Genomic DNA, 21,948 nt, shown 5'->3' on the forward strand with positions numbered 1-21,948 from the left:
GGAGGGAAAATATGGGAATAAGTAAGGTATTTTCAGCGCTGGATATAAGCGCTACCGGGCTTACCGCGGAACGTATCCGCATGAATGTGATAGCAAATAATATTGCTAATGCAAACGCTACTAACTCTCCCGACGGCGGTCCGTATCGCAGGGAACAAGTGGAATTTCAGTCTATTCTTAATAAGGCGGCTAATTTGTCCGATATTGATGGAATGGAACGTTTGGGCGGCGTAAAGGTGAGTAATATTATGAAAAGCAAAGAACCTTTTAATAAGGTATTTATTCCCGGGCATCCTCAGGCGGATGAAAATGGTTTTGTAGAGATGCCTAACGTAAACATTGCAACGGAGATGGTTGATCTGGTCACGGCGTCCAGATCTTACGAAGCGAATCTTGCGGTGATAAATTCTTCTAAAGATATTACAAATCAGGCATTGTCAATTATTGGAAGATAGGGGTGTAGTTATGGCTGTTTTACCGATTAATAATAATGGCGATTCAATTCAACAAAACAAAGGGTTTGATTTTGTTGAAGAGCAGAAAGGCGCTTCCTTTAAAGATACATTGGGAGGTTTTATCAATGAGATTAATGACCTTCAGGTGAAAGCCAGTGACAGTATCGAGAAATTTTCCGGCGGAAAGATTGAAAACATCCACGAAGTTATGGTTGCCATGTCAAAGGCGGAGGTTAGCTTTAAGTTTATGATGGAAACCCGGAACAAACTGGTAGAAACATACAAGGAAGTTATGCGTATGCAAATGTAACTGGAATAATACATAATACACATCGCAGCAAAGCCGCAACCAAAGAGAGTTTAACCACCTCGTCATTGCGAGGGCTTTTTCCGAAGCAACCTCATAAACCGTCATGGAGATCCTTCCATCCTGCATCATTCCATTAATTAATTCTATTTTTTTAGCCCTTTGAGCCACCCTTAATTTGCTTCTCACGGGATATGGCGTTTCTTACGTCACGAAATATCTCGTAGTATACTGATTGCTTCGGAAAAGACCCTCGCAATGACAAGTTTTGTAACATTATACTTTTTTGTAAATCCCTCGACCCTCTTCTCTCTATGTTCATATACTCTTCTTTTAAGATTGTTCGTTACCCATGTGTAGAGTACTGTATCATTTTTATTCGTCATTATGTAAACAGAGTATAATTTATCCATTACAAATTACTTTGATTGAATCCGGTGTTATTGAAAAAGATTGCTTCGGAAAAAGCCCTCGCAATGACAAACTGAGGACTCGCAATGACAAAAGCGTGTCATTACAAGGGTGCCAGCGTGTCATTGCGAGGGTCTTTTCCGAAGCAACCTCGCAAATAACACGCTCTTTAACCACGGAACACCTGGCGAGTCCTTTAGTCGCAACCAAATTCGAAATACGAAACAACCCTTCGGAGTGAGAGATAAAGTGAAAGTGAGATTTTCACTCTGGCTTTATCTTTCACTCCGAAGGACGGTTATGCATTTAAAAAAACTAGCATAAAAAACAAGAAGTTGATGGATAGTAGTACAAAGAATATTGAACGCAAAGGACACGAAGAAAAACTTACAAAAAAATAGAAAAAAAGAGGCAACCCACAGTATCATATATTTCTAAACATAGTTCTCACTTCATCCATCTTCCCGCACGTCATTTTTCCTTCCGGGCATGCATTGTTTACGCAACCAGGGCCTGCATCTTTCAAAATATTTGGGGCGACCTTTTTCGCGAGCCGCAGCATTTCAATTGCCATAGCCCTGATTTCCCATTGTGCGCGATTGCAGCAACGTACACGAAGGAAATGCAATAATTCGCGGGCGTTCATGGTAATGATAATCTTTGTCTCCGCGGCATTGGGCAGTAAAAATCTGGCGTCTTCAAATGTGCTTTCTCCACTATCGCCCAGCGCCTCTATCAGTTCATCATACCATTCCTGAATACAATTCATTTTTTCAATGAACCACTGTTTTTTTCCGATTTTTTCAATCCTGGGGGGGATAACAAAATCAAAACCACCGGTTTTCTTACTGTACTTTCCCACATAACGCTGGCTTTGCTGGGAATAAGAAGCCAAACGATGCCGGACAAGCTGATGTGAACAGGCGCGGGAAATGCCCTCTATACCAAAGGTAAAACTGACGTGTTCTATGGGCGAGAGATGCCCCATTTCCGTTAATTTTTCAATAAAAACGGACTGATCCTTGCTGTCAATCTGTTCCTTTAATTCAGCAACAGAGGAGGGGCTATAACACAGTTTGGCGGCTTGCGCCACGATATGTTCAGGGTCTTGTGTGTATCGTAATAATAGTACATTTAGTTTTGATTCAGACATGTTTTCATAATATAACAAGATGAAAAAATAAACATTAAAAATCTGTATCCCTTTTCGGTTTGAGACTTCACCCCGCTAAAATTCTATCCCTTTACGTGCCTTTATTCCATTTTTATAGTGGTGCTTTATTTCTTTCATCTCAGTCACTAAATCCGCAATATCGATCAATTGACTTTTGGCATTCCGTCCTGTAAGGACAAGATTCAATCGCCTGGGTTTATTTTGTATCACCCCAATAACGTCTTCGACATCCAGCAATCCATAATCAATCAAATGGTTAATTTCGTCAAGAACAATGAGATCGTATTCATCTGAGAAAATCTCCTTTTTCGCATATTCCCAGGATTCTTTGACATTTTTGATAGTTTCTTCGGAAAAATGTCCTTTTTGCGTTTTAATAAATCCCTGCCCCATGAGAACCATCTTAAAATCAGGTTCCAATAATTTAGCAGCCCTCATCTCGCCGGTTTTTTGAGAACTTTTGATAAATGAAAGCATAAGCGCTTTCATCCCCTGTCCAATAGCACGAAAGCAAAGCCCTAATGCCGCGGTAGTTTTCCCTTTTCCATTTCCGGTATGTATAAGTATAAGCCCATTTTCCATATATTATCCTAAAGCGGGACAAGCCAGAATCAAATAAACGTAAAATACAAAAGAGGAACCAGTAGAGTAGAAACAGACGACAAGAACTTAGGCGTAGCTATTCAGCGTAATTTATCAAACTACCGGGGGTGCAGAGCGCAACTCGTTCTCAAACAGATACTTCACTACGTTCAGTACAAGGTTTTGGGAACGAGCCGTGTATCGTTTACGCTGAATAGTTACCAAAAAGATATTATTAGTTTTCTGTGTGGATTTCATCAGCTTTTTTAATGAAACTTACAATTTTTTTTGAGCTTTCGTTTTGTCGCTTTCTATAATAATCTACAATTTTCTTAATATCGTAATTAAATTTGGCGGCGTGTTTTTCACGATACTTATGAATCTCTTCTATTATTGGATCATTATACATTTTTTATTCTCCTAATAATTCTTCTGGAGTACAGATTATCGGAGCGATATAACCATTATCAAATATTACTTTCTCAATTAATGGTCGCATTTTCGCATTTGCTATATGTTTACAATTCCAGGTTAATAAATAATTCATATTATGGATTGATGCTATAGAAATATGTAAAGAATCTACCACGGCTTTAGGAGGTAAGCATTTCTTATCCATTAAAGCTTCTGATAAACCAATAATATCATTTGTGATATCAAGTAAAGCTATTTTATTTAATTCCAATAATCTTTTTTGTGCTGCATCGGGGTCGCCTGCTTCGGCTTCATCGATTACAAATTGTGAAGTGAATAAATCAAATTCATCTCGATGAGTAGACCACCAATCGTATGTAATTTGTTGATGAGCGGCTATAATAATATCACGACTCGGTTTAGAGGTTAGATAGCTTATAATACTTGTCTCTATGTACAGTTTCTGATTCATGGTTAAATTATACTATTATTATCAACTATATTCTTAAACAGCTAACGTCTGCGTTCAGGTGCGGCTGGCACGAGCAGCGGGACAGACGTCACCTGCAACGCATTGTTAGCAGTCAATCTCTAAACCTCTCAAAATAGCTTAGATCGACGTCATAAACTGTCCGCTTTTTAACTCCAAGCTCAACGCGCTGAAACATTTCGACCAATTTTGCACCATCAACAAGTTCAACTTTTGGCGCACCCTCTCGATTGGCTTCAACTACTGCCGCGTTGGTAAATGAAGATGTTGTAATGATGATTCCTTTCTCGGCTCTTCCGATCATGGCATTTCTAAAGTCGCCCACTTGTGAAGTGAACGACCAACCAAGTTGCCATCCGCGTATCGCTTGCACTGAAACAATACTTTGAAACTTACGAACGGATTGATCTCCAGTGTGCCGAAGCCATCTATGCCGCCATCGGCTGAACCTCCCGTGATCTCGACATTTTCAAATCCTGATTCACGCAGGAGTTCCCGAGACACCTTCTCGAAGCCGAGCGGGCTCAATGAGCGCAGAATAGCGATCAGGCTCATTTTCTGATCTGCTTGCGGTGTGTCCGGGGTGGGTGCTTCCTCTTCCGTTGCTTCACCCTGCTCCGCCGCTTTTTGTTTCCTGTTCTCGGCGTGGATCGCGACCCATTTCTTGAATATTTCGGCTGCCTGAGCATCAGAAATGTGTGCTGTACGACCCTTTTCCGTGAGCGTCCATGTGCCGTGCTTGGACGATTTGAGCATTCCCTCCCAGACCAGATACTGCCTCGCCCAGGCAACCTGATTGTGAAACCTGCTGTCACCGGACTTCAATGTTTCGTCCAGCACCTCGTCTGTGAGGTTAAGATTCTTGGCTATACGGTCCGAAACTTCTCGCGGCCTACCGGAATCTCCAAGGTCACGGAGCGCGTCAAGAAGTGGTCCAAACCACTTTACAAACTCGGCATTTGATTTACGCGTCATTGTTGTTTTCTGACTGCTAACTTTATATTAGACTTCCCAAATATCATATTAATTTACGGCAATTATGAGATATATTTTTATTTGTATACATTACTGCTAAGTGCTTGCAGCACGACTTTTCAGTTTTTCAATATTAGATAACAGTTTGATTTCCTGTAATATTTCCATACAAGCTTATAATTGACCAATGACTAATGACTAATAAGGTACTAAATGGGCTGCTTCCTTGTGTATTGCCTCCTGTCTCATCACTTGTAAACAAAAAGCAGATCCCTGGCCTCTACATTGTCTCTTGGTTTCACCAGCACCTTACTAATCTCGCCATCGTGCTCTGCATAAATGGTTGCTTCCATTTTCATCGCCTCCATAATCAGGAGCGGATCATTTTTGGCAACTTTATCACCTGCTGATACTTTTACTTTAACAATCATGCCTGGCATAGGCGCTCCGACATGCTTGCTATTCCCCTCCTCTATTTGGGGATGTCTGATGATTGAAGCGGCAATTTTACGATTTGCAATAACAACTTCACGCGGCTGGCCGTTCATTTCGAAGAATACCGTGCAATTCCCCTCCTCATTTACCGTACTTATTGCTACCAGTTTGAAAATCAGGGTTTTCCCTTCTTCGATTTCAATATAGATTTCTTCATGCATGGGCATGCCGTAGAAGAACACATTCGTAGGAATGACAGATACATCATCATATTTCTTTCTGTGTTCTGCATATTGAAAGAAGACTTCCGGATACATTAAATAAGACATAAGCTCTTCGTTGGAGATATTCCTGAAGATACAGGACTCTACTTTTTCTTTCACCTCTTCAAGGTTCACAGGTGGAAGATTAGCGCCCGGCCTTTCCGTATAAGCAGGCGCTCCACGCAATATTTTGTACTGTACTTCTTTAGGAAAACCTCCCGTGGGCTGGCCAAGGCGTCCCTCAAAAAATTCAACAACAGAGGTCGGAAATGAAATATCTTTTTCGTTGTCGAGAATATCCTTTGCCTTCATATTATTCGTGACCAGAAAAAGCGTCATATCCCCGACCACTTTTGAAGAGGGGGTTACTTTTACAATATCGCCAAAAAGCTGATTCACCTCTGCGTAAACATCCGTAATTTCGCGCCACCGGTGCGCCAATCCCATTGAGTGCGCCTGTTGGAAAAGATTGGTAAACTGTCCCCCAGGAATTTCATGATGGAACACCTCTGCGGTACATGCCTTTTGGATGGATTCAAATGGCGCATAGTATTCCCTGACCACTTCCCAGTAATCCGAGAGCAGTCCGAGTGCTTTAAAGTCCATGCCGGTGCTGCGTTCGTGAAACCGCAGCATCTCTACCAGTGTATTCAAATTGGGTTGAGATGTTAATCCGGAAAGGGGTCCCATAGCCGCATCCACAATATCTACTCCAGCCTCTGCTGCTTTTATAAGGGTGGCAATCTGTCCGCCGGAAGTGTCGTGCGTATGCAAATGTACCGGAATGTTTACTGCCGACTTCAAAGCGCAAACAAGCTCATAAGCAGCGTAGGGCTTCAGTAGTCCTGCCATATCTTTTATTGACAGCATATGCGCTCCCAGTTCTTCCAGTTCTTTTGCCATTTTCACATAATAGTCAAGGGTATATTTCGTGCGTTTCGGGTCAAGTATATCACCGGTATAACATATCGCCGCCTCGCATAAGGCGCCGGTTTCCAGAACAGCATCCATCGCCACCTTCATATTCTCAGCCCAGTTAAGAGAGTCGAAAACACGAAACACGTCTATTCCGCTTTCAGCCGCCTGTCTGATAAATGCCTTGACAACATTATCGGGATAATTTGTATATCCCACGCCATTAGAAGCCCTGAGCAGCATTTGAAAGAGTATGTTGGGCACAAGTTTGCGCATGGAGCGCAAACGATCCCAGGGACACTCCGTAAGAAACCTCATCGCAGTATCAAAGGTTGCTCCGCCCCACACTTCAATTGAAAAGAAATCGGCATGGTTCTTTGAGTATACCTCAGCAATTTTCAACATATCGATAGTTCTCATGCGGGTTGCAAGCAGTGACTGGTGTGCATCACGAAATGTAGTATCTGTCAATAACAGTCGTTTTTCATTGCGAATATGCTGAACAAATTTTGCCGGTCCCATTTCAAACAGCATATCACGGGCGCCTTTCGGCCTTGATTCTTTATGGTCAACTGTGGGTACCGGCGCTTTGCGGCGACATACGGATTTCGGAAGTTCTTTGATAAGTGGATGGCCGTTGACAAGGACGTCTCCTAAAAAACGCATAATAAGCGTAGCACGGTCCCTGCGCCGGGAAAAACGGAAAAGGTCTTTGTTCTCGTCAATAAAACGTGTAGTGCACTTTCCTTTCAGGAAATCTTTGTGATTTATAAGATTGATGAGGAACGGAATATTAGTTTTTACGCCGCGAATCCGGAATTCATCCAAAGCCCTGTCCATGCGGTTAACTGCATCCTCAAAACAAATTCCGGACGCTGTAACCTTCACGAGCAGAGAATCGTAATAGGGGGTGACAATGGCTCCGGAAAAGGCGGTTCCTGCATCAAGGCGAATGCCCATACCGCCGGCAGAACGGTAATGCTGAATACGTCCGTAATCAGGAATAAACGCATTGGAAGGATCTTCTGTGGTGATCCGGCTTTGAATGGCGACCCCCCTGGTTTGGATTGATTCCTGGTTTGGTATCCGGATTTCAGGTGAATCAAGGGGAAACCCTTTGCTGATCAATATCTGTCTTTTGACAATGTCGATATCGGTTATTGTTTCCGTAACGGTGTGTTCAACCTGTATTCTTGGGTTGATTTCAATAAAATAAAATGTGTTTTTTTCCGTATCGAGAAGGAATTCCACCGTGCCGGCATTATCATAATTTACCGATTTACATATTTTTACCGCCGCGTTACAGATGTCTTGCCTGACGGACGCATCAAGATGCTGTGCCGGGGCTATCTCTACAACTTTCTGATGGCGCCTTTGAAGGGTACAGTCTCGTTCATAGAGGTGTACAATATTTTTATGTTTGTCTCCCAGTATTTGCACCTCAATATGACGCGCCTTTTCTATGTATTTTTCAATGAAGCATTCATCGTAGCCAAAGGCCGTCATTGATTCGCGCTGCGCTTCGTTAAGGCGGCCTACCAATTCAGATTCGCCCAGAACGATACGCATTCCCCGTCCGCCGCCTCCATTGGCAGCCTTAATGATAACCGGGTATCCCACTTCACGGCAAAAGGCCTTGGCTTCATCCGGGTGCCTGATAGGGTATTTATTTCCGGAAAGTATTGGGACCTGAGCCTGGCCGGCTATCTGCCTGGCGGATATCTTGTTGCCAAGCAGCTCAAGTATTTCCGAACGTGGGCCTATAAAGACAATGCCAGCTTTTTCGCATGCGCGGGCAAAGCCAGCATTTTCAGAGAGAAACCCGTAACCCGGGTGTATGGCGTCTATCCCCTTGTCTTTGGCAAGTTGAATGATTCCTTCTATATCCAGATACGCTTTAACGGGATCTTTGCCTGTGCCTGTCTGATATGCTTCGTCTGCTTTAAACCGATGAAGTGCGAAACGATCTTCATGGGAATATATTGCTACAGTCCTTATGCCCAATTCGTGCGCTGCACGAAAAACACGTATTGCTATTTCACTACGGTTGGCAACGAGTAGTTTTTTAAATCTTCTGATTTCCATTAAAAATCCTTCTACTGACAAGCATGATCGTTTTATATGATTGTTTTTAGGCAATAGCGGCTTTCATATCTGCCCATTTTCCATTTGTTTTATAAAGGTAAATACTATACCGGATGCTTCCTTCCCTACTACTCTTCGTTTTTCATCATAGTATTTTTAATCATAAAATAAACACTATTTTTATTAATAATCAATTTATTTTGCCCTACGCCCCTACGTAGATTTTGCAGTTTTTGTAACAAGCGTAAAAACCGCGAAACAAAAGGAGGATAAGAAAGCTTCGTAATGCGTTATTCATTAGCGTCTATTTACGTCTATTCTCGGTTAATAAAGGAACCGCCAATGAACGCCAACAAACGCGAATCTGTAAATTTCATTACACGGTTAAATTAATCCGTAATTTTAAGTTAGCTCTTTTGGTTGATTCCCCTCCATCAAAAGGAATGCGACATCGTCCAGTACTATTTATGGCATGTATTTCACTTGTAGGAAATGTGTACGTATCAATGATTGTTTCAGAAGGGGGGGTTCTTTTTGGCCATGATAGTAGTTTGTGTATAGTTTTGAGTTCAAAATATAATAATAATGTTCACACAGCAAAAGCAATAGCGCAAGACAAAACTCCGGGTCATGAAAGAGTTCTCGTAACACTTTTTAAATATTGACAATGGAATTGCGTTGTCTATAATGCACGCATAATTTTACCCTATAAAAATTAATACAGGATGAGAAATAATGGTGGATTGGAGGAACCACATTGTAAGTACATCGGATGTGCTTAGGGGAAAACCCAGAATTAAAGGAACCAGAATACCGGTTAGCCTTATCCTTGGGTATTTGGCTGCTGGCGAACCTCTTGAAAAAATTATGGCGGAATTTCCTGGTATTACTAAGGAACAAATAGCAGCTTGTCTGGATTATGCCCGCGAGCTTTCTGAATATGAGGTAGCCGTTTGATGGCGTTGAGATTCCTTGAGGATCACTGTGTTTTCAATTTTATAATCTAAACACTTCTGGATGCTGGTTTCGAAGTGTTTAGATTAAGGGATTATGCTTCTCCGGATGCGGTTGACCAAACTGTAATTTCAATAGCGCAGGAACTCGATTCTATTTTGATTTCTTTGGATGGGGATTTTACAGATATAGTAAATTACCCTCCCGCAAACTACAAAGGCATTATCTCTCTACAAGTAAGAAATCATCCTGGTAACACTTTTAACAATACGAATCAACCTTAACCACTATACACACATTATGAATACCCCAGAGCCGCTTATCTTTGAAAAATCTGTTCCCAACAGAAGATGTTTTAGCCTGCCCGCCTGCGATGTGCCGGAAAGCCCAATAACACAGTTAATTCCTCAAAAAATGCAAAGGAGCCGGAACCCCAACTTTCCCGAAGTATCGGAAATTGACATAGTGCGGCACTTTACAAAACTTTCCCAAATGAACTATTGCGTTGACACGCATTTTTATCCGCTGGGTTCATGTACCATGAAATACAATCCGAAGATTAATGAAGATGCCGCAAACCTGGAAGGTTTTACAAGGCTACATCCTTATCAACCGCAAGAACAATGTCAGGGTATTTTAAAAATACTCTACGATCTGGAACAGATGCTTGCAGATATATCAGGTATGCCTTGTTTCACATTACAACCTGCGGCGGGCGCCCATGGTGAATTAACAGGTATGCTGATAATTCAGGCATATATGAAGAAGCAGCGGGAAATCAGAAATACCATTATTGTGCCCGATTCTGCCCATGGAACAAATCCTGCCTCCGCTGCCCTTTGCGGCTACCGTATAGCATCCGTCCAATCAGACGCCAACGGACTTATCGATGTTAAAAAATTGAAACAAATGCTGTCAAATGATACAGCGGCTCTCATGGTTACCAACCCCAACACCCTAGGTCTTTTTGAAAAAGATATACTTGAAATAAGTAAAATCGCCCACGATGCCGGAGCGCTGGTTTATTGTGACGGCGCCAACATGAATGCGCTTCTGGGCATAGCACGTCCGGGAGACATGGGGGTAGATATTTTACACCTTAATCTGCACAAGACATTTTCTACCCCTCATGGAGGAGGCGGGCCTGGGGCGGGTCCGATAGGGGTTTCAAGGGCATTAGAGGTATTCCTCCCTATACCACGAACAGTAAAAAATGAGGATGATTCATATGCATTAACGTATGATTTCCCGGACTCAATAGGAAGGGTCAGGGCTTTTTATGGTCATGTGGGTATAATGATTCGGGCATATACGTACCTGTTGTCGTTAGGAAAGGAGGGGATAATAAAAACGGGGGAAAACGCCGTCTTAAACGCCAATTACCTGAGAAACATCCTTTCAGAATATTACGAAATACCGTATGGAAAGACCTGCATGCATGAATTTGTCATATCCGCAAAAAAACAAAAGGCACAGGGCGTTTCCGCTTTGGATATTGCCAAAAAATTATTGGATTACGGTTTTCATGCCCCTACGATTTATTTCCCACTAATCGTGGAAGAGGCTTTAATGGTGGAACCGACAGAAACTGAGTCACGGGAAACACTGGATGCGTTTGCAGGCGCAATGATTGAAATTGCCGGCGCAATTGCACAAGCGCCGGAAACCGTGCGTAATGCACCGCAAAAAACGAGAATCGGACGCCCTGACGAAGTAATTGCCGCCAGAAATCCAAAATTAAGGTGGAAAGGTACCGGGTAGGCTTTAATGTGAGATTTACGAAGGATTCGGCGGCCTGGGTTTTGCATCAAAACTGGCTGGCTCGAAAATAAGACTACAAAAAATAGCTCAAGTACATGTACCGCAATATTATATGGTTATAAAACCATTTTCATAGTTTCTGTGTGTTGCAAATGAAACATGATGACTGTTTGGTGGATTCGGTGCGAAAAAGCCGCACCTTAATCCACCATAAACGTTTGAAACACCAAACGAAACAACATAGTCTTTGCAAGCATGTTATATTAACCCTGACAGGGTTCTTTCGTATTCAGGTTTTTGTATTTGTAATGAATTGTGCTTTGGATTGTCTTTCAGATAGGTTAATTGTTTTTAATGCCTCTTCTTTAGTAACTATTCAGCGTAATTTATTAAACTACCGGAGATCAGAGCCGTGTATTGTTTACGCTGAATAGTTACCAATGAAGACTATTTTGCCACCTTGTAGGCAATAACATTTACCAGTTCAATTTGATACGTCTTGTTCAGGTCTTGTATGCCAATTGCTGCACGGGTTGGACATGATTTGACAAATTCCTTATACACGGCGTTCATCTCTCCCCAGTAATCCATATTTTTAAGGAAAATAATTAAATTTACTATTCTATCTGGCTTTGAGCCCATGGCTTCCAATGCGGTTTTCAGGTTTGAAAAAACCAGTTTAAATTGTTCTTTTGGAACCAGACTAGGCACTTCACCCGACGCATCAACAGGTATAAAACCACCGCAGCGTATTTTAATTGCCCGGATTTTTGTAAGTCTGACCATGTCCTCTTCAAAGTAATCGCTCATCAACCCTACTTGCCGTTCAGGTTGCTTCCCGACGTTTTTCAGAGAATCCCTTAGTATAAGGTCTAATAATGTGTCTCTTTCTTTAAAAGACAACTGCAAGGCTTTGTCAATGGGTAATGCATCTAAATCAGCTAAAGTTAAATTTGCCATTTTTCCCCTCTTTTCGTTAAAAGACAAAACAAAATATAATTCAATACCAGAAGAATGAGCATATTTTCATACTGCCAGGGGTTAAACCCCATAAGCGTTAAGTTAAAATTACGGATTGATTTAACCGTGTAATGAATAACGAACAAGTTGCCCGGCAATATTAACCGGTAGATATACGGGTATGGAGGATTGCCCGTATAACTACCGGTATATAAATTACACCGTTAAAGCAGAGACGCACGGCTGTGCGTCTCTGCATTTTGATTGCGGCTTTGCTGCGTTATGATGCAACAAATGGTAACGTCATGCATCCAGAACCCTCTCTGCTTGTTCTTTGTCATAATCCATGATATAGGTAATGCCGGTGATATCTGTAGCTTCTCTCGTTAATGTAAAAATATCATCCCTCGTTATATCGTTAACCGACCATCTCCGGGAACCGGCCATCAGTTGCCTCAATCCAGTTGCCAGGCGCTGATAATAAGAATACATGCCAATGGCGCCTGTGGGAATATTGCCAAACCGATCCTTTACCTTTTGTGAGTAATAGAAGATTTGATCGGTGGAAGAACCATATTCCGAAACAGGTTTTGGCACTTTCCCTTCTGCCACCGCCTTGCCGATGGTATTGCCAACCATGGCGGCGCAAATGGTAGACCGTGACATCCCTACTGCCTTAATAAATGGCGATAAGAGGGCAAAAGATTTATAAATATGGTCTTCCGAGACGAGACCCCCTGCAAGGACTATATCAGGGACATATTCGCCACGGTCCGCAAGCCTTTTGCAATATTCATACGTTAATGCGGCGATATACACCGTTGGCAGTCCCCATTCATTCATCATACGCCAGGGACTCATGCCCGTTCCGCCGCCGGAACCATCGATTGTCAGGACATCTATCCTCGCCCAGGAAGCAAATTTAATGGCGCGGGCAAGATCGGAAGGCCGGTAAGACCCTGTCTTTAAAAAGACATATTTGGCGCCGGCATCTCTTAAATGCTGGACGTTATTCATGAATCCGTCAAATGCCCGCGACATGGCGTCCGGTATTGCGCAGATCCGTGTATGTCTTTCAAAACCCTTAATCGTCCCGTTTTTAAATGCCTGCTGCGTAAGTGCATCTTCCGGGTCGGGAATGACTACATACCCAAGTTTTTTTAACCGGATGGCCTTTTCAATGGAGGTTAACTTTACCTCGCCGCCGATATTTTTGGCGCCCTGTCCCCATTTCAATTCGACGGCGTCCGCCCCTAATTTCTCAAGGGAGTAGGGCAATACCCCAAGGCGCCAGTCTTCCTGGTTTGCCTGAATTGCAATAAATCCATACCCATCCTTTTGATTATCTTTAAACGATTTGAAACGCCGCACTAATTCCGGGCTGTTTGTAACATTGCCGTCCGTTATGGTTGAATCATCATCCATCGCAGCCACATTTTCACCGAGGACAATGCCTGTACCACAGATAGCTGCGCCGGAGCCTAAAGACTCAAAGTGGGTTTGGGCTATTTTCGTTGAACCAAGGCCCGTACAAATTATGGGGATACGCAATTTTAGTCCACCGTCCCTCCCCATTTTTGTTTCAATACAGGCGTTGGTAAACAGGTCATATTCCTTTTGGTGATGTCCCGTGATTGAGCCTGTTATATTAAAATGAGAAAAATCAACGGGGAAATCCTTTTGTGCCCCTGCGGTAATTTCGCCAAACGGCACAGGATAAATCGCTTCAGGCCCCCTATAGGCGGATTTGCCAATTTCGCAGTATCCGGGGCAGCCATCCAGGCACGTAACGCACATACCGCTCTGGGGCAATACCTCATCGCCTAAACGGGTCCACGTGCCTGTGGCCCTTGATTTGTTCGGGATAAACAAGGATCCCATAATATACTCCTTTCCTTGTTGTTAACAAATTAACTGTTGGAATAGTTATAGCGCACCAGCAGATTTTTGATTAAAATCTGGTTGCCTTCTCTAATCCGTCCCACAATACCGTTCTTGCGTCAAGGAAATCAAGAGCGCCCTTCCTTATTTTTCTCTGCTCCTCTTCCGTTTTAGAGCAAAATACCAGAGAGTTTCTGATGTTTGCGGCATGCTCAACGTCTAATTCTATATGGGCAGAAAAGAAGAGTACTGCATCATCATTTAAACCGGCGCGTTTACAGCCTTCACGAATCGGCTGATACATGGTAGGCACAATATACTCAGTTCCTGGCCCCAATGCCCCCAAGGCTTCAACATAATCCATATAATGAATGTTCAGGTATTTTTCCACAAACAATTTTGTCTCAGGCAGCATTACTATATTGTTCAATGCCTGCTGGTCGGTATTAACTCCGGCTGCTTTCAGGAATCTGCGGAAGATTGCAGGGTGGGTAAGTTCTGCATCCATGCCTTTTTTCTCTTCACTTCTGCCGCCGTACTCTTCAAATAAATTCTTAATTAACGGCGCCCTGCCAGCTTCGTCGGGACAAATAGCAATTGCACCCGCCAAATACCGTGAAAAATGCCTTGAAAAACAATAGTATTGTTCCGCATATAATTTTACTGCCTTCATATCTGCTTTTGTTCTGAATTTTTGCAAATATGGGTGGTCGTTAACCGCCGGATGTTTTAAAACTTCTGCTTCCAGTTTGTCAAAAAATTCGTCAGTTGACATAGCCATAATTATTAACTCCTCCTAAAAAGTATGTAGATTTATCAAAATATCTTAAAATTCAAACAAAGAATCACTAACAATATACTGCACTGAATTAATCAATACACCTCCTTTCTGCTTCATACAGGAATTAAGAAAGCATTAAATTTCTTAAAATAATCCGCTCTTATTTTATACCTTTACTGTTCAGATGTTCGCTATACCTCTGATCCGTTTCCTTAATATGTTTATTCAGCCAATCGGTAAGGAATTTTGATACCTCTACGGTTAAGCTTACTTTTCCCGCATTGTAATCATTTTGAAGCGCTAATACCTTTGCAGTCATCTTGTCGTGTTTGTCCTTGTGCTCAACATATTCCGGATAATCATGTTGCTTAAATATCTTCTCTTCTGCGGCAAAATGGAAACCTGTGTAATTTATCAATTTTTTTAAAATATCACCAACAACGATCTTCCCCTTCCCCTGCCTCATAGCATCATCCAGATCGTTAATCATTCCTATTAGCTGCTTATGATGTCCATCAAACTCAGCAATTTTTACACTATACTCATCTTTCCAGGTCATTAACGGCATAATTCCATCTCCATAAATAATATTTCCTCTTTAAAAACCCAACGACTTTTTGGATATTACGTAGACTGTAGAACTCAGTGAGCAATCGTTGTGCCTGAAAAAAATGCCTGTCTGTTATTTTGAAATAAATATTTGATATGATGAGAGTTATAACAATGATGATATTTTTGTTACAGGATGGATAAGTTTTTGAGAGGGGTTGTTAGCAGATTTTTCCGAAAAATTTTCGTATATTGGCTATATGCTGGCAAAGCGTACGAATTTTTTTCGCATTCAGCACCATTCTTTGGTTTTGTATTCGATTTTTCGTGTAGATATACCCAATATTTTTGCAGCGGATTGTTTGCTGCCATTAGTTATTTGGAGGGTTCTTTGGATGATCTCTTTTTCGGCTTCTTTTAAGGTAGTGCCTATGGGTATTTTAATTACCGGGATATATTCATTGTCCGGCATAATGCTCTCCGGCAAATGATCAACGGAAATGGTATCGCTTTTACACAATACAATAGCCCGTTCTATGGTATTTTGCAGTTCCCTGATATTGCCCTGCCAATGGTGGGAAAGGAGCGCTTTTATGGCCTCCGGGTCGAAACCTTTTATCTCTTTCTTGTATTTTTTTGCATATTTAACGGCAAAATAATTTGAAAGAATGGGAATGTCGTCTTTTCTTTCTCTCAGGGGGGGCATTTGAATGTTGATAACGTTTAGGCGGTAAAATAAATCCTCCCGGAATCTACCTTCGGAGACTTCTTCTTCAAGGTTCCGGTTTGTTGCGGCGATACACCTCACATCCACTTTTATGGTCTTTTCACCCCCAACACGTTCAAATTCTCCTTTTTCCAGTACGCGCAATAATTTGACCTGAACTTTCAGACTCATTTCTGCTAATTCGTCCAGAAAAAGGGTTCCGCCGTCTGCCAGTTCAAACCGTCCCTTTCGTGATTGTATCGCCCCCGTAAAGGCACCCTTTTCGTGTCCGAATAATTCACTCTCGAGTATTCCTTCAGATAGTGCGGCGCAATGCAATGCCACGAATGGTTTTCCGGCCCTTTCGCTCCTGTAATGTATGGCGTGTGCTACAAGTTCCTTTCCCGTTCCCGTCTCTCCCATAATAAGAACAGATGCCGTACTGGGGGCAACGTCTTCAATCATTTTAAAAATCCGATGCATTTGCGGAGAGCCGCCCACCAGCTCGGAAAATGTATACTTATCTTTCAGCTCTTCCTTTAACAGCCGGTTTTGGATTACGAGTTGTTGTTTCTCCCGAAGTTTTTCCAAAACCAATTCAAGTTCTTCCACGTCTACCGGCTTTGCTAAATATTCATCAGCTCCATGTTTCACCGCGTTTACCGCCGATTTGATAGAACTGTACGCCGTTACAACGACAATGGCAATAGATGAGTTTTTTTTCTTTATTTCCTGGAGCAATAACAGCCCTCCCATACCGGGAAGCTTCATGTCTGTTATAACAATATCAAAGCTTTCCCTTGAGAGTTGATTTAAGGCGTCATAGCCGGAAGAGACACCTACAGCGGTATATCCGTCTCTTCTCAAAATCTGTATCAATCCGTCGAGGGTATTTTTATCGTCTTCAACCACTAACAGCTTTGGTTTTGTCATGAGGTAATGAACCCTTTTTTAATCCTGATTAACAGGAATAGTAATAAAAAATGTACTGCCAACGTCAGATGTCGCCATCCGTATCATTCCGCCATGATTCTGTATGATATTTTGCGCGGAAGAAAGGCCTATGCCGGTGCCGCCATCCTTGGTAGTATAGAATAAATCAAATATCTTTTCCCTGAATTCTTCCGGTATGCCTGGTCCCGTATCCTGACAGGCAATAACGATTTCGTCTTTTACACCGCTGGCACTTACATGTAATTCCCCGCCGTCCGGCATTGCTTCAATGCTGTTGATAAGAATATTTAATATCGCCTGTTTTATCTTATCTTTGTCAATATACGGAGCCGGAATATTTTCCATTACGTCTAATTTCAATTGAATGCCATTGAGTTGCGCCTGTGGAGTAAGTAAGGCAATTATATCCGTGAGCATTTCGCGAATGCTTGCATAGCTTCTGCTTAACTTGCCTGTTTTTGCAAACTGCAGACATTCCTCCACAAAACTGCTGAGACGGTTGATTTCATTTTGAACAATTGTCACAATTTTCAACAATTCATTTTTTGGGGAATTGCCATTGTCGTAACTATCGTTGATTTCGTGTTTTAGCAATAACAATTGAAGATTCATGGCATTGAGGGGGTTTTTTATCTCATGCGCCAATTCAGAGGCGAGCGTTCCAAGGGAAGATAGTGTTTTTGATTTGAGTACCTCGTCGGAAAATCTTTTTGCTTCGCTAACATCTTCTATGACAGAAATGATGTGTGTAACCCTTCCTTCTTTATCCTTAATAGGGGAAACATTTACCCTTATCCATGATTCGCTGTTATCGCCCCTGTTAATCAAAAGTTCCCGCGAACCCTGAGAAAGACGGCCATTCAGGATTTCTGTACCGGGACAACACTTATCCGTTATACATAACCCCGTTGAAGTATGGCACTTAAAAATAGCACCACAATCCTTTCCGACAACTTCATCTTTGGTTCTTTTCGTAATTTTTTCGCAGGCATGATTAAAAAAAACAACCCGGCGATGTGCATCCTGGATCATTATCCCCCGGCTGGTGTGATCTAATGCCTGGCTTAAAATGTAATTTTCCACACTAAAACCTCCCAAAAATTTACGTTTTTAAGGGTATCACAATTTCTAAAAAAGTAAATATAAAATAACATATCATATTCAACCAGAAATAATTGCGATAATCTTTATCGCCTCATTTTGCCGGTTAATAAAACGCTTGACACTATTATTCATAATTCGGTATCATATTTTCAATTATGTATTTCACCTGAGATATTCACTGCCAGATACTGACGGAGCGTAAAGAAGGGAAACCGGCAGCAGTTTAACGTACTAACATTACAACAACCCTGCCCTAAAACCAGCTTTTTCTTGCCCAGGCGTAATTACGTCATAGTACCTTATCGCTTATTTCTTTGCACACTTCCATTCGTCAGTGCGTGCTTTTTGCAAAATATTTAATGGTGAAATCCGAAACGAATTATTCATTTGTAAGTTTATGACGGATTTTTTAATCTGTGTGATATGTGGTTTCCCTTTCGTAATTTGTGAGTGCTTGGTTCTGGTTTGTCCATGTTAGATTCAATGAATAAAAATGATGATGTAATATCAGGAGTAAGAGTCCGGTTTGCACCCAGTCCGACCGGTTATTTACATATTGGCGGCGCAAGGACGGCTCTTTTTAACTGGTTATTTGCAAGACATAATAACGGTGTATTTCTCCTGCGGATTGAAGATACCGATCAGCAGCGTTCTACGAAAGAAGCAACGCAGGCTATTTTAGAGAGTATGAAATGGCTTGGTTTGGATTGGGATGAAGGGCCATATTTTCAAAGCCAACGATTGCCGATATATAAACGATATGCCGAACAACTGGTAGCGCAGGGAAATGCATATTATGACACCGATGCGGAAGGGCGCACTGCAATTCGGTTTAAGATGCAAGATAATGTTATCATACTCAATGACCTTGTTCACGGCGCAATAACATTTGATGCTGCTGTTATTGAAGACTTTGTTATTCTTAAGGCAGACGGTTTTCCCAGCTATAACTTCGCTTGCGTAGTGGATGATGCTGATATGAAAATTACCCATGTGATTCGCGGTGATGATCATATCTCAAATACACCAAAACAAATAGCACTGTATAACGCCATGGAAGTACGGTTGCCTGAATATGCACACATTCCAATGATCTTAGGTGAAGATGGTTCCAGGTTGAGCAAACGCCACGGGGCAACGTCTGTCACTGAATACAGAGACAAAGGGTATTTGCCTCAGGCGCTTGTAAACTTTCTTGCTTTGCTGGGGTGGTCTCCGGGAAACGACCAGGAAATACTATCGATGAGGGAAATGATTGAAAAATTTTCCTTAAAGCGCGTGAACAAAACCAGTGCGCAATTCGACAATACTAAATTAAATTGGATGAGTGGCCAGTATATCAAAAACACCTCCATTGAAGAACTTACCGCTGCTGCCAGGTTGTTTTTTGAAAAATCGGATATCGATACCACGGGAATCTCAATAAATCGGCTGTCAAGATTGATAGAATTGTACCATGAACGGTTTAAAAATCTCCAGGAATTGGTTGATCAAACGAGGTTTTTCTTTACGGATTCCGTTGAATATGATCCGGCAGCAACAGATAAATTCCTTAAAAGAGAAGGAATTTCTGAGATATTAAAGGAGGTTTATTCAGCGATTTCTCTCCTGAACAGTTTTGACAGACAAGGGTTGGAAGGGTGTTTGAGAGATTTAACCGCAAAAGCGGGTATTGGTTTTTCCAAAATCGCCCAACCTATAAGAGTTGCAATAACAGGCAGAAGCGCCAGCGCTGGTATCTTTGAAACAATGGAACTCCTTGGAAAAGAAACCACACTTAAAAGGCTTGAAAACACCATTAAAAACATGGACGGCATCACGAATGCCGTTGGGTTGTAACAAACATACTGTAGAGACAGGTTTAAAACCTGTCTCTACTACGGTAATCAAAGTACGAAAGCCGCGCTTGTTTTGCATTTCAAATCATTTTGTCATTAGGATTTGTTTCGTATTTCGTGCGTCGAATTTCGTATTTTTTATTTCATGGTGTCTTGTCCAGGTTGGGGGGCGTTATTCTTTTTCAGGGCAATTTTGAATGGGCGTAAGGCTTTTTATTGCGATTGAGATTACAGATGCTGTCCGGGAAAAAGTATTACATTTTCAAAATGACCTTAAAAAGGCTTCTGCTGATGTAAAATGGGTGGCGCCTGAAAATCTTCATATTACACTAAAATTTATTGGCAATACGGATGAAGAGAAGATTTGCGGGATTGTTGACGTTATTCATCAATCTGTCATTGAGATAAAACCATTTGATATTCGCTATAGTGGCGCCGGTACTTTTCCCGCTGGTAAATATCCGCGTGTAATCTTTGCCGGAGCTGTGGATTCAAGCGGCGCCCTGGCTTCAATTTATGAAAGATTAAACAGGCACTTAACCGCGCTTGGAGTACCATACGATGAACATACATTTGAGGCGCATATTACTGTCGGGCGGGTTAAAACACACAAAAATATAAAGAAACTTATGGAGTGTGTACATTCATACAAAGAATTTACCTTTGGGCAAGAAAGCATTGATCATCTGGTGTTAATGAAGAGCAATCTCACTCGGGAGGGGCCGATATACACAAGGATAAGTAATATTTGTTTTGCGTAACTTCATTATAATATTACTATCAAAAAAAGGGTTTTTATTTAGCGCATGCAAATCATATTATTTTTATAAACGATAACTTTATCTTTCTCTTACAAATATGACTACTAATACAGAAATACCTGATAAAGAAAAACGGCAGCAAGCATTGGAGAGAGCAATTTCGCATATCGATAAACAGTTTGGAAAAGGGACGATAATGAAATTAGGGGGCGATACGAAACTGGATGTTCCCGTAATTTCTACTGGTGCGTTATCATTAGATGTTGCGCTTGGCGTGGGGGGAATTCCGCGTGGAAGAGTCATTGAAATATTCGGGCAGGAATCTTCTGGCAAAACCACCCTAACGCTTCAAATTATCGCAAATGCGCAGAGGGGTGGCGGGGTAGCTGCATTTATCGATGCTGAACATGCGCTGGACTCCGAATATGCAAAAAGATTGGGTGTAAATTTGAATGACTTAATGGTCAATCAGCCAGACACCGGAGAACAAGCGCTGGAGATAGCCGAACTGCTCGTAAGGAGCAATGCGGTTGACGTAATAGTGATTGACTCGGTAGCGGCCCTTGTGCCACGCGCTGAAATTGAAGGAGAAATGGGAGATACACATATAGGATTACAGGCAAGGTTGATGTCGCAGGCATTACGCAAGCTCACCGCGTGCATTTCAAAATCAAGAACAAGCGTAATTTTTATCAATCAGATTCGTGAAAAGATTGGCGTTATGTATGGAGGAAACCCGGAAACCACGCCTGGAGGCAGGGCATTAAAATTTTATGCGTCGGTGCGTATTGATATTCGGAGGATTGGAAGTATAAAAGACGGTGATGCAATAATCGGAAGCAGAGTCCGCGCCACTATTGCAAAAAATAAGGTTGCAGCGCCTTTTAAAAGAGCGGAGTTTGACATCCTTTACAACACAGGCATATCGCGGGCAGGAGACATCCTTGACCTTGGCGCTGAACATAATATTATTGAAAAATCGGGAACGTGGTATTCATATAGAGAAACCCGGCTGGGGCAGGGCAGAGAGAATTCCAGGCAATTCCTCACGGAACATCCTGAAATGATGAAAGAGATTGAACAATCAATCCTGAAAATAGTACTGCCTTCTGCGGCATCTCAAAAGCCTCCCGACTCCCCCCCTGAAAGTACGGAAAAAAGCACACCTTCGAAGAGAGCGAAAAGTAATTAAC

20 protein-coding genes are annotated in these 21,948 nt (G+C 42.0%); 7 read left to right on the forward strand and 13 right to left on the reverse strand.

Translation table 11 applies throughout. The features are described from left to right. The first annotated feature begins 11 nt into the window (after positions 1–11). Positions 12–455 (forward strand): flagellar basal body rod protein FlgC, encoded by a 444-nt coding sequence (gene flgC / locus M5U24_RS17760; protein ID WP_099324441.1) that lies wholly within the window; start codon positions 12–14, stop codon positions 453–455. Positions 456–465: 10 nt separating this feature from the next. Then, on the forward strand, positions 466–765 hold the full coding sequence (gene fliE, locus M5U24_RS17765) for a flagellar hook-basal body complex protein FliE (protein ID WP_099324442.1): 300 nt from the start codon (positions 466–468) through the stop codon (positions 763–765). An 832-nt stretch (positions 766–1,597) separates the two neighbouring features. On the opposite strand, the gene thyX is transcribed toward fliE, so the two are convergent. The 7 genes from thyX to M5U24_RS17800 form a co-directional block, all read right to left on the reverse strand. Continuing rightward, positions 1,598–2,326 carry an FAD-dependent thymidylate synthase gene (gene thyX, locus M5U24_RS17770; protein ID WP_298203158.1) on the reverse strand — a complete coding sequence of 243 codons (729 nt, stop codon included), beginning with the start codon at positions 2,324–2,326 and terminating at the stop codon, positions 1,598–1,600. Between the two features lie 75 nt (positions 2,327–2,401). Beyond that, on the reverse strand, positions 2,402–2,929 hold the full coding sequence (gene cobO, locus M5U24_RS17775; RefSeq protein ID WP_099324444.1) for a cob(I)yrinic acid a,c-diamide adenosyltransferase: 528 nt from the start codon (positions 2,927–2,929) through the stop codon (positions 2,402–2,404). Between the two features lie 235 nt (positions 2,930–3,164). Then, positions 3,165–3,338, reverse strand: coding sequence for a hypothetical protein (locus tag M5U24_RS17780; RefSeq protein WP_164994572.1), 174 nt, complete (start codon positions 3,336–3,338; stop codon positions 3,165–3,167). Positions 3,339–3,341: 3 nt separating this feature from the next. Then, positions 3,342–3,815: a type II toxin-antitoxin system VapC family toxin gene (locus M5U24_RS17785; RefSeq protein ID WP_099324445.1), complete on the reverse strand. Its 474-nt coding sequence runs from the start codon at positions 3,813–3,815 to the stop codon at positions 3,342–3,344. 112 nt (positions 3,816–3,927) lie between these two features. Beyond that, positions 3,928–4,137, reverse strand: a complete 210-nt coding sequence (locus M5U24_RS17790) for a restriction endonuclease (RefSeq protein ID WP_205713368.1) — start codon at positions 4,135–4,137, stop codon at positions 3,928–3,930. Further along, positions 4,134–4,808 (reverse strand): winged helix-turn-helix domain-containing protein, encoded by a 675-nt coding sequence (locus M5U24_RS17795; protein WP_205713369.1) that lies wholly within the window; start codon positions 4,806–4,808, stop codon positions 4,134–4,136. Before M5U24_RS17795 ends, M5U24_RS17790 begins: the two co-directional genes overlap by 4 nt. Positions 4,809–5,056: 248 nt before the next feature. Beyond that, positions 5,057–8,506, reverse strand: a complete 3,450-nt coding sequence (locus M5U24_RS17800; RefSeq protein ID WP_298203159.1) for a pyruvate carboxylase — start codon at positions 8,504–8,506, stop codon at positions 5,057–5,059. A gap of 735 nt (positions 8,507–9,241) precedes the next feature. Here M5U24_RS17800 and M5U24_RS17805 point away from each other — a divergent pair. Beyond that, a complete protein-coding gene (locus M5U24_RS17805; RefSeq protein ID WP_197705359.1) occupies positions 9,242–9,463 on the forward strand; it encodes a DUF433 domain-containing protein in 222 nt (73 codons plus the stop codon). A gap of 297 nt (positions 9,464–9,760) precedes the next feature. Further along, a complete protein-coding gene (gcvPB, locus tag M5U24_RS17810; RefSeq protein WP_099324449.1) occupies positions 9,761–11,221 on the forward strand; it encodes an aminomethyl-transferring glycine dehydrogenase subunit GcvPB in 1,461 nt (486 codons plus the stop codon). 447 nt (positions 11,222–11,668) lie between these two features. On the opposite strand, the gene M5U24_RS17815 is transcribed toward gcvPB, so the two are convergent. The 6 genes from M5U24_RS17815 to M5U24_RS17840 form a co-directional block, all read right to left on the reverse strand. After that, positions 11,669–12,181 carry a RidA family protein gene (locus M5U24_RS17815; protein ID WP_099324450.1) on the reverse strand — a complete coding sequence of 171 codons (513 nt, stop codon included), beginning with the start codon at positions 12,179–12,181 and terminating at the stop codon, positions 11,669–11,671. Positions 12,182–12,484: 303 nt separating this feature from the next. Further along, the gene (locus M5U24_RS17820) at positions 12,485–14,062 is read right to left on the reverse strand and encodes an FMN-binding glutamate synthase family protein (RefSeq protein ID WP_099324451.1); all 1,578 of its coding nucleotides are present in this window, start codon (positions 14,060–14,062) and stop codon (positions 12,485–12,487) included. Between the two features lie 70 nt (positions 14,063–14,132). Next, positions 14,133–14,843, reverse strand: a complete 711-nt coding sequence (locus tag M5U24_RS17825) for an iron-containing redox enzyme family protein (RefSeq protein WP_099324452.1) — start codon at positions 14,841–14,843, stop codon at positions 14,133–14,135. Positions 14,844–15,003: 160 nt separating this feature from the next. Continuing rightward, complete coding sequence (locus M5U24_RS17830) at positions 15,004–15,411, reverse strand: bacteriohemerythrin (protein ID WP_099324453.1); 408 nt, start codon at positions 15,409–15,411, stop codon at positions 15,004–15,006. A 273-nt stretch (positions 15,412–15,684) separates the two neighbouring features. Further along, positions 15,685–17,031, reverse strand: coding sequence for a sigma-54 dependent transcriptional regulator (locus M5U24_RS17835; RefSeq protein ID WP_099324454.1), 1,347 nt, complete (start codon positions 17,029–17,031; stop codon positions 15,685–15,687). Positions 17,032–17,049: 18 nt separating this feature from the next. Beyond that, positions 17,050–18,135, reverse strand: a complete 1,086-nt coding sequence (locus tag M5U24_RS17840; protein WP_099324455.1) for an ATP-binding protein — start codon at positions 18,133–18,135, stop codon at positions 17,050–17,052. Positions 18,136–18,639: 504 nt separating this feature from the next. Between M5U24_RS17840 and gltX the strand changes: the two genes are divergently transcribed. From gltX to recA, 3 genes are all read left to right on the forward strand, one after another. Beyond that, positions 18,640–19,995 (forward strand): glutamate--tRNA ligase, encoded by a 1,356-nt coding sequence (gltX, locus tag M5U24_RS17845; RefSeq protein WP_099326989.1) that lies wholly within the window; start codon positions 18,640–18,642, stop codon positions 19,993–19,995. A gap of 196 nt (positions 19,996–20,191) precedes the next feature. Continuing rightward, on the forward strand, positions 20,192–20,755 hold the full coding sequence (thpR, locus tag M5U24_RS17850; protein WP_099324456.1) for an RNA 2',3'-cyclic phosphodiesterase: 564 nt from the start codon (positions 20,192–20,194) through the stop codon (positions 20,753–20,755). A gap of 97 nt (positions 20,756–20,852) precedes the next feature. Next, positions 20,853–21,947 carry a recombinase RecA gene (gene recA / locus M5U24_RS17855; RefSeq protein WP_099324457.1) on the forward strand — a complete coding sequence of 365 codons (1,095 nt, stop codon included), beginning with the start codon at positions 20,853–20,855 and terminating at the stop codon, positions 21,945–21,947. The last annotated feature ends 1 nt before the right edge of the window (position 21,948 follow it).

This window comes from Candidatus Kuenenia sp. (genome assembly GCF_027493735.1).
Lineage (GTDB): Bacteria > Planctomycetota > Brocadiia > Brocadiales > Brocadiaceae > Kuenenia > Kuenenia stuttgartiensis_A.

Bases quoted from the DNA above. Each gene is read 5' to 3' on its own strand.
- flgC (WP_099324441.1), top strand. From the start codon at position 12: ATGGGAATAAGTAAGGTATTTTCAGCGCTGGATATAAGCGCTACCGGG.
- fliE (WP_099324442.1), top strand. From the start codon at position 466: ATGGCTGTTTTACCGATTAATAATAATGGCGATTCAATTCAACAAAAC.
- thyX (WP_298203158.1), bottom strand. From the start codon at position 2,326: ATGTCTGAATCAAAACTAAATGTACTATTATTACGATACACACAAGAC.
- cobO (WP_099324444.1), bottom strand. From the start codon at position 2,929: ATGGAAAATGGGCTTATACTTATACATACCGGAAATGGAAAAGGGAAA.
- M5U24_RS17780 (WP_164994572.1), bottom strand. From the start codon at position 3,338: ATGTATAATGATCCAATAATAGAAGAGATTCATAAGTATCGTGAAAAA.
- M5U24_RS17785 (WP_099324445.1), bottom strand. From the start codon at position 3,815: ATGAATCAGAAACTGTACATAGAGACAAGTATTATAAGCTATCTAACC.
- M5U24_RS17790 (WP_205713368.1), bottom strand. From the start codon at position 4,137: ATGATCGGAAGAGCCGAGAAAGGAATCATCATTACAACATCTTCATTT.
- M5U24_RS17795 (WP_205713369.1), bottom strand. From the start codon at position 4,808: ATGACGCGTAAATCAAATGCCGAGTTTGTAAAGTGGTTTGGACCACTT.
- M5U24_RS17800 (WP_298203159.1), bottom strand. From the start codon at position 8,506: ATGGAAATCAGAAGATTTAAAAAACTACTCGTTGCCAACCGTAGTGAA.
- M5U24_RS17805 (WP_197705359.1), top strand. From the start codon at position 9,242: ATGGTGGATTGGAGGAACCACATTGTAAGTACATCGGATGTGCTTAGG.
- gcvPB (WP_099324449.1), top strand. From the start codon at position 9,761: ATGAATACCCCAGAGCCGCTTATCTTTGAAAAATCTGTTCCCAACAGA.
- M5U24_RS17815 (WP_099324450.1), bottom strand. From the start codon at position 12,181: ATGGCAAATTTAACTTTAGCTGATTTAGATGCATTACCCATTGACAAA.
- M5U24_RS17820 (WP_099324451.1), bottom strand. From the start codon at position 14,062: ATGGGATCCTTGTTTATCCCGAACAAATCAAGGGCCACAGGCACGTGG.
- M5U24_RS17825 (WP_099324452.1), bottom strand. From the start codon at position 14,843: ATGGCTATGTCAACTGACGAATTTTTTGACAAACTGGAAGCAGAAGTT.
- M5U24_RS17830 (WP_099324453.1), bottom strand. From the start codon at position 15,411: ATGCCGTTAATGACCTGGAAAGATGAGTATAGTGTAAAAATTGCTGAG.
- M5U24_RS17835 (WP_099324454.1), bottom strand. From the start codon at position 17,031: ATGACAAAACCAAAGCTGTTAGTGGTTGAAGACGATAAAAATACCCTC.
- gltX (WP_099326989.1), top strand. From the start codon at position 18,640: ATGAATAAAAATGATGATGTAATATCAGGAGTAAGAGTCCGGTTTGCA.
- thpR (WP_099324456.1), top strand. From the start codon at position 20,192: ATGGGCGTAAGGCTTTTTATTGCGATTGAGATTACAGATGCTGTCCGG.
- recA (WP_099324457.1), top strand. From the start codon at position 20,853: ATGACTACTAATACAGAAATACCTGATAAAGAAAAACGGCAGCAAGCA.